Here is a 5,254-nt window from a genome sequence, read left to right on the forward strand (position 1 = left end):
GCCGGCGGGGGCGAAGCGGGCGAGGACCACCAGGGCGCCGCCGCCGCGCGCGAGCGCCTCGCCGAGACGTTCCTGCGCGTTGGTCAGCCGCCGGGAGCGGGCGATGGCGCGGTCCAGCCGCTCACCGCCGCGCCAGGCCAGCCGGTACGCGACCAGGTCGCCCAGCACGGAGGCCGTCGTCGCCAGCAGGATCAGTACCAGGATGTCCGGCACGTCGTGCGGGACCCGCCCCGCCGCCGCACCCGTACCGGCGGCCGCCGCGGTGGCCGCCGCGATGACCAGGACGCCGCTCGGCAGCACCGGCAGGAAGACGTCGAGCAGGACCGAGACGGCCACCACGGCATAGATCCATGGACCGGCCGCCAGTGACCCCACGCTCTCCAGCACGATTACTCCCCGTCGTTCCCCCGATTACAGCCGTACAGCGTACGCCTGACCGGTGACAGGAGGTTCATGGGGGGATCAAGTGATCATCACAACATGTTCACGGCGGTCGAGCCGAAACGCCCCGTACGTTGCCATTCACCCGTGCGGCGCGCCCACGGGGCGGCCGGGGCCCCTCTCCCGTACCAACGTGTGGGGGACTCGCACGGTGACGGAAAAGGCCGCCGCCGGTGGCGGCGGGACGAACCTCGTCCCGCCCCCTTCCGTGGCCCGGCCTCAGGCCGCTATCGGCTCCCGCGCCCGCTCCCCCTCCGGTGAGGCGACCCGCCGGGAGGCCAGCAGCCGGTCCAGGCCGAACGCTCCCGACCCCGTGAAGATCAGCAGGAAGAAGGTCCAGCAGAACAGCACGGACAGTTCGCCGCCGTTCTGGATGGGCCAGAGGGCCGCCTGCTGATGGACGTCGAAGTAGGCGAAGGCCATGGAGCCGGAGGCGAGGAGGGCGGCGCCGCGGGTGCCGAGGCCCAGGAGGACCAGGGCACCGGCGACCAGCTGGATGAGCGCCGCATACCAGCCGGGCCAGCTGCCGGCGGCGATCGTGCCGCCGTGGGTGCCCGCCGCGCCGCCGAGGACGCCGAAGAGCGAAGCGGCGCCGTGCACGGTGAACAGCAGGCCGATGACGATGCGGAAGAGCCCGAGCGCGTACGGCTGGGCGGCGTTGAGACGTGCGGACATGGGGGGAGGTCTCCTCTTTCGTGGGAGGGCCCAGGTTAGGTATGCCTCACTCATACTTGCAAGTTCAACATTCAGCCATGACCGGAAACGGCGACGGCCCGCCCGGGCCGGTGAGGCCAGGACGAGCCGTGGACGTGGAGACGCGGGGGTGGGTTGCCGTCAGCAGCCCGACAGGTAGTTCGTCAGCGCGCTCTTCTCCGCCGAGTCCACCGAGAGGTTGTAGTAGTACTTCACCTGCACCCAGGCCCGGACATAGGTGCACCGGTACGACGTGAGGCTCGGCATCCAGGTCGCCGGGTCCTGGTCGCCCTCGGCCTGGTTCACGTTGTCCGTGACCGCGAGGAGCTGCGGCCGGGTGACGTCGTTGGCGAAGCCCTGCCGCTGCGCCGTCGTCCACTTGCTCGCGCCGGAGTCCCACGCCTCGGCCAGCGGGACGAGGTGGTCGATGTCCACGTCGGAGGCCGCGCTCCAGGTGGCGCCGTCGTACGGGGAGTACCAGCTGCCGCCGGTCGCCACGCAGGCGGAGTCGGTCGTGACGTTCGTACCGTCCCGCTTGAGTATGTACTCGCGGGTGTTGCAGGTGCCGCTGATCGTGATCCAGGTCGGGAACAGGTCCCGGCTGTAGCCGGTGCGGTTCTCGGTGGCCACGGTGAGCTGCGAGAGGTAGCTCCGGGCGGTGGCTCCGCTGACCGGAGTGGGCAGGGCGGCCGAGGCGGTCGGCGAGTTGAGCAGTGCGGCGGAGGCGAGCAGACCGGTGGCCGCGGCGACGACACCGAGCCGTCGACGCGCGTAGAACCGGGACGAGCGGGACATGCGGAACATACGAACTCCCTTGTGGGGTAGGAGTGTTGGGGCGCGGGCAGGGGAATGCTCGCCAGGTGGCGTTGCGGTGGGGTGAGCGCCCGGTAAGAAGCTAGTGACGCGTCCATGACACGACAAGGTTCAGGACGGAACTTTCACGTCCCGTACCATGGGCGGTGCAGAAGGGGAGTAGCTCTTCGCCGGACCGTCGACATACTGCTCAGCGAGCCTGAGCCGGCGCCCGGAGGCGGAATCCCGTGGGACCCGCCAGCGAGACCTTCGGCAAGCAGTGCACGCCCGTGCCCTCAAGGTGCGGGTGCCCGATGTGCTGCCGTGCCGAGGTGTCTCACGCGTGAAACGCGCACTCTCGGCGGGGCGGCCCCGACCGATTGAGGAACCTTGATCAGCATTACCGTGACGGCGCTCGTCTTCGGCGTCATCTTCCTCGCCGAACTGCCGGACAAGACCGCGCTCGCCGGCCTCGTCCTCGGCGCCCGTTACCGCGCGTCGTACGTCTTCGCCGGCGTCGCCGCGGCCTTCCTGGTGCATGTCGTGCTCGCCGTCGCGGCGGGCAGCGTGCTGACCCTGCTCCCGCAGCAGATCGTGCACGCCCTCACCGGCGTCCTCTTCCTCGGCGGCGCGGCCGTGCTGCTGCTGAAGAAGGACGAGGGCGAGGAGGAGATCAAGAAGCCCGCCGACCAGTCCTTCTGGAAGGTCGCCGGTACGGGCTTCATGCTCATCCTGGTCGCCGAGTTCGGTGACCTCACCCAGATCATGACCGCCAACCTCGCCGCCCGCTACGACGACCCGCTCTCCGTCGGCCTCGGCGCGGTGCTCGGCCTGTGGGCGGTGGCCGGCCTCGGCATCGTCGGCGGAAAGGCCCTGATGAAGCGGGTGCCCCTGCGGCTGATCACCCAGATCGCGGCCCTGCTGATGATCGGCCTCGGCGTGTGGAGCCTGTACGAGGCGATCGCGGGCTAGCGCCTGTTCGGGGGCCGTCGGCCGGTGGGCGGGTGTGCGGGGCCGGCTGAGCCCCACATCCGAGACGCCCCCCGCCGGCCGGCCCCCGCGCCCCGCCGCAGGCCCTCGGGGGAGGCGTGGTGGCGGGATGCCGTCCGCGTTTTGTACCGTGGAGGAACAAAGTGGCTCCCGCCCGCTTCCCCTGACCGGCGGGCGGGGCCGCCTTGTCCCCGACAGGACCCCCCGCCGGACGTCCTGTCCCCACAGGGCCCCCTCGACCGGGGCCCTCGCGTCTTTTGGAGCTGCCGATGGCCACCGAGCCCGCCGTTCTCACCGCCCGCGCCCTCCTGCTCGACATGGACGGCACCCTCGTCAACTCCGACGCCGTGGTCGAGCGCATCTGGCGCCGCTGGGCCGCCGCCCAGGGGCTCGACGGCGACGAGGTGATGAGCGTCGTGCACGGCAGGCAGGGCCACGCCTCCATGGCGCTGCTGCTGCCCGAGCGCCCCGTCGAGGAGAACCTCGCGGACAACGCCCGCATGCTCGCCGAGGAGACCGCCGACATGGACGGTGTGGTCGAGGTCCCCGGCGCGACCGCCTTCCTCGCCGCCCTCGCCGGCGCCCCGCACGCCCTGGTCACCTCCGCCGACGTGGCCCTCTCCACCGCCCGCATGGCCGCCGCCGGCCTCCCCCTCCCCGAGGTCCGCGTCACCGCCGAGTCGGTCGGCGCCAGCAAGCCCGACCCCGAGGGCTTCCTCAAGGGCGCCGCGGAACTCGGCGTCGACCCCGCCGACTGCGTGGTCTTCGAGGACTCCGGCGCGGGCATCGCGGCGGGCCGCGCGGCGGGCATGCGTGTGGTGGGCGTCGGCCCGCGCGCCGGGCAGCACGGGCCGGACGCGCTGGTGAAGGACCTCACCGAGCTGCGCGTGGAGCCGCAGGAGGACGGCACGATCCGCCTCCTCATCGGCTGACCGCCCGCGCAAGCCCGGGCCCGCCACCCCCGTCCTCGACAGGCCGGAGCCCCCTCGACCGCCGAACATGGGAGCAGGCAACCGAGGGCTGGGAGGTCTTCATGGCCTTGGACACGCATGGCGCCGCCGAAGAGGTGCGCCGGGGTGAGCACGTCAGCGGGAATGTCCTCGTCTCCATCGGGGCCCTGCTGCTCGGGCTGTTGCTGGCCGCGCTGGACCAGACGATCGTGTCGACGGCGCTGCCGACCATCGTGAGCGATCTGGGCGGGCTGGAGCATCTGTCCTGGGTCGTCACGGCGTATCTGCTGGCCTCGACCGCGGCGACTCCGTTGTGGGGGAAGCTCGGGGACCAGTACGGGCGGAAGCGGTTGTTCCAGTTCGCCGTCGTGATCTTTCTGATCGGGTCCGCGCTGTGCGGGACGGCGCAGAACATGCCGCAGCTCATCGGGTTCCGGGCGCTTCAAGGGCTCGGCGGCGGCGGGCTGCTGGTGCTGTCGATGGCGATCGTCGGCGACATCGTCCCGCCCCGTGAGCGTGGCCGGTACCAGGGACTCTTCGGGGCCGTGTTCGGTGCGACCAGCGTGCTCGGGCCGCTGCTCGGCGGCCTGTTCACCGAGCACTTGGGCTGGCGCTGGGTGTTCTACGTCAACCTGCCCATCGGGATCGTGGCGCTCGTCGTCATCGCCACCGCCCTGCACATCCCGCGCCGTACCTCCCGGCACACCATCGACTACCTCGGCACCCTGCTGATCGCCTCCGTCGCCACCTGTCTGGTGCTGGTCGCCTCACTCGGCGGGACGACCTGGCCCTGGGCGTCCGCCCAGATCATCGGGCTCGCCGTACTCGGCGTACTGCTCGCGGTCGCCTTCGTCGCCGTGGAGCGGCGCGCCGCCGAGCCGGTGCTGCCGCTGAAGCTGTTCGGCATCCGCACCTTCACCCTCGCCGCCCTCATCAGCTTCATCGTCGGCTTCGCCATGTTCGGCGCGATGACCTACCTGCCGACCTTCCTCCAGATCGTGCACGGCATCTCGCCCACCATGTCCGGCGTGCACATGCTGCCGATGGTGGCCGGACTGCTGCTGACCTCCACCGTCTCCGGGCAGATCGTCAGCCGCACCGGCCGCTGGAAGGTGTTCCCGGTGGCGGGCACCGCCGTCACCGCCCTCGGGCTGCTCCTGCTGCACCAGCTCGACGAACACAGCTCCACGCTGGAGATGAGCCTGTACTTCTTCGTCTTCGGTCTCGGACTCGGTCTCGTCCTCCAGGTGCTCATCCTCATCGTGCAGAACGCGGTGTCCTACCAGGACCTCGGCGTCGCCACCTCCGGCGCCACCTTCTTCCGGTCCATCGGTGCCTCCTTCGGCGTCGCCATATTCGGCTCCGTCTTCTCGGGCCGCCTCGGCGAC

5 protein-coding genes and 1 pseudogene are annotated in these 5,254 nt (G+C 71.1%); 3 read left to right on the forward strand and 3 right to left on the reverse strand.

Annotated elements, in window-relative coordinates; genetic code table 11:
• The 3 genes and pseudogenes from GT030_RS16900 to GT030_RS16910 form a co-directional block, all read right to left on the reverse strand.
• A pseudogene (locus GT030_RS16900) lies at window positions 1-387 on the reverse strand (hypothetical protein); the annotation flags it as partial.
• A 273-nt stretch (window positions 388-660) separates the two neighbouring features.
• Window positions 661-1,116: a DoxX family protein gene (locus GT030_RS16905; RefSeq protein WP_161201808.1), complete on the reverse strand. Its 456-nt coding sequence runs from the start codon at window positions 1,114-1,116 to the stop codon at window positions 661-663.
• Window positions 1,117-1,275: 159 nt separating this feature from the next.
• Window positions 1,276-1,929 carry an HNH endonuclease family protein gene (locus tag GT030_RS16910; RefSeq protein ID WP_161201811.1) on the reverse strand — a complete coding sequence of 218 codons (654 nt, stop codon included), beginning with the start codon at window positions 1,927-1,929 and terminating at the stop codon, window positions 1,276-1,278.
• A 387-nt stretch (window positions 1,930-2,316) separates the two neighbouring features.
• Here GT030_RS16910 and GT030_RS16915 point away from each other — a divergent pair, with 387 nt between their 5' ends.
• From GT030_RS16915 to GT030_RS16925, 3 genes are all read left to right on the forward strand, one after another.
• Window positions 2,317-2,898 (forward strand): TMEM165/GDT1 family protein, encoded by a 582-nt coding sequence (locus GT030_RS16915; RefSeq protein WP_135790282.1) that lies wholly within the window; start codon window positions 2,317-2,319, stop codon window positions 2,896-2,898.
• A 287-nt stretch (window positions 2,899-3,185) separates the two neighbouring features.
• Window positions 3,186-3,848, forward strand: coding sequence for an HAD-IA family hydrolase (locus tag GT030_RS16920; protein WP_161201809.1), 663 nt, complete (start codon window positions 3,186-3,188; stop codon window positions 3,846-3,848).
• A 101-nt stretch (window positions 3,849-3,949) separates the two neighbouring features.
• Window positions 3,950-5,254: MDR family MFS transporter (locus GT030_RS16925; RefSeq protein ID WP_161201810.1), on the forward strand; the 1,305-nt coding region annotated here is incomplete at its 3' end.

The organism is Streptomyces sp. SID1328, from assembly GCF_009865595.1.
GTDB lineage: Bacteria > Actinomycetota > Actinomycetes > Streptomycetales > Streptomycetaceae > Streptomyces > Streptomyces griseoluteus.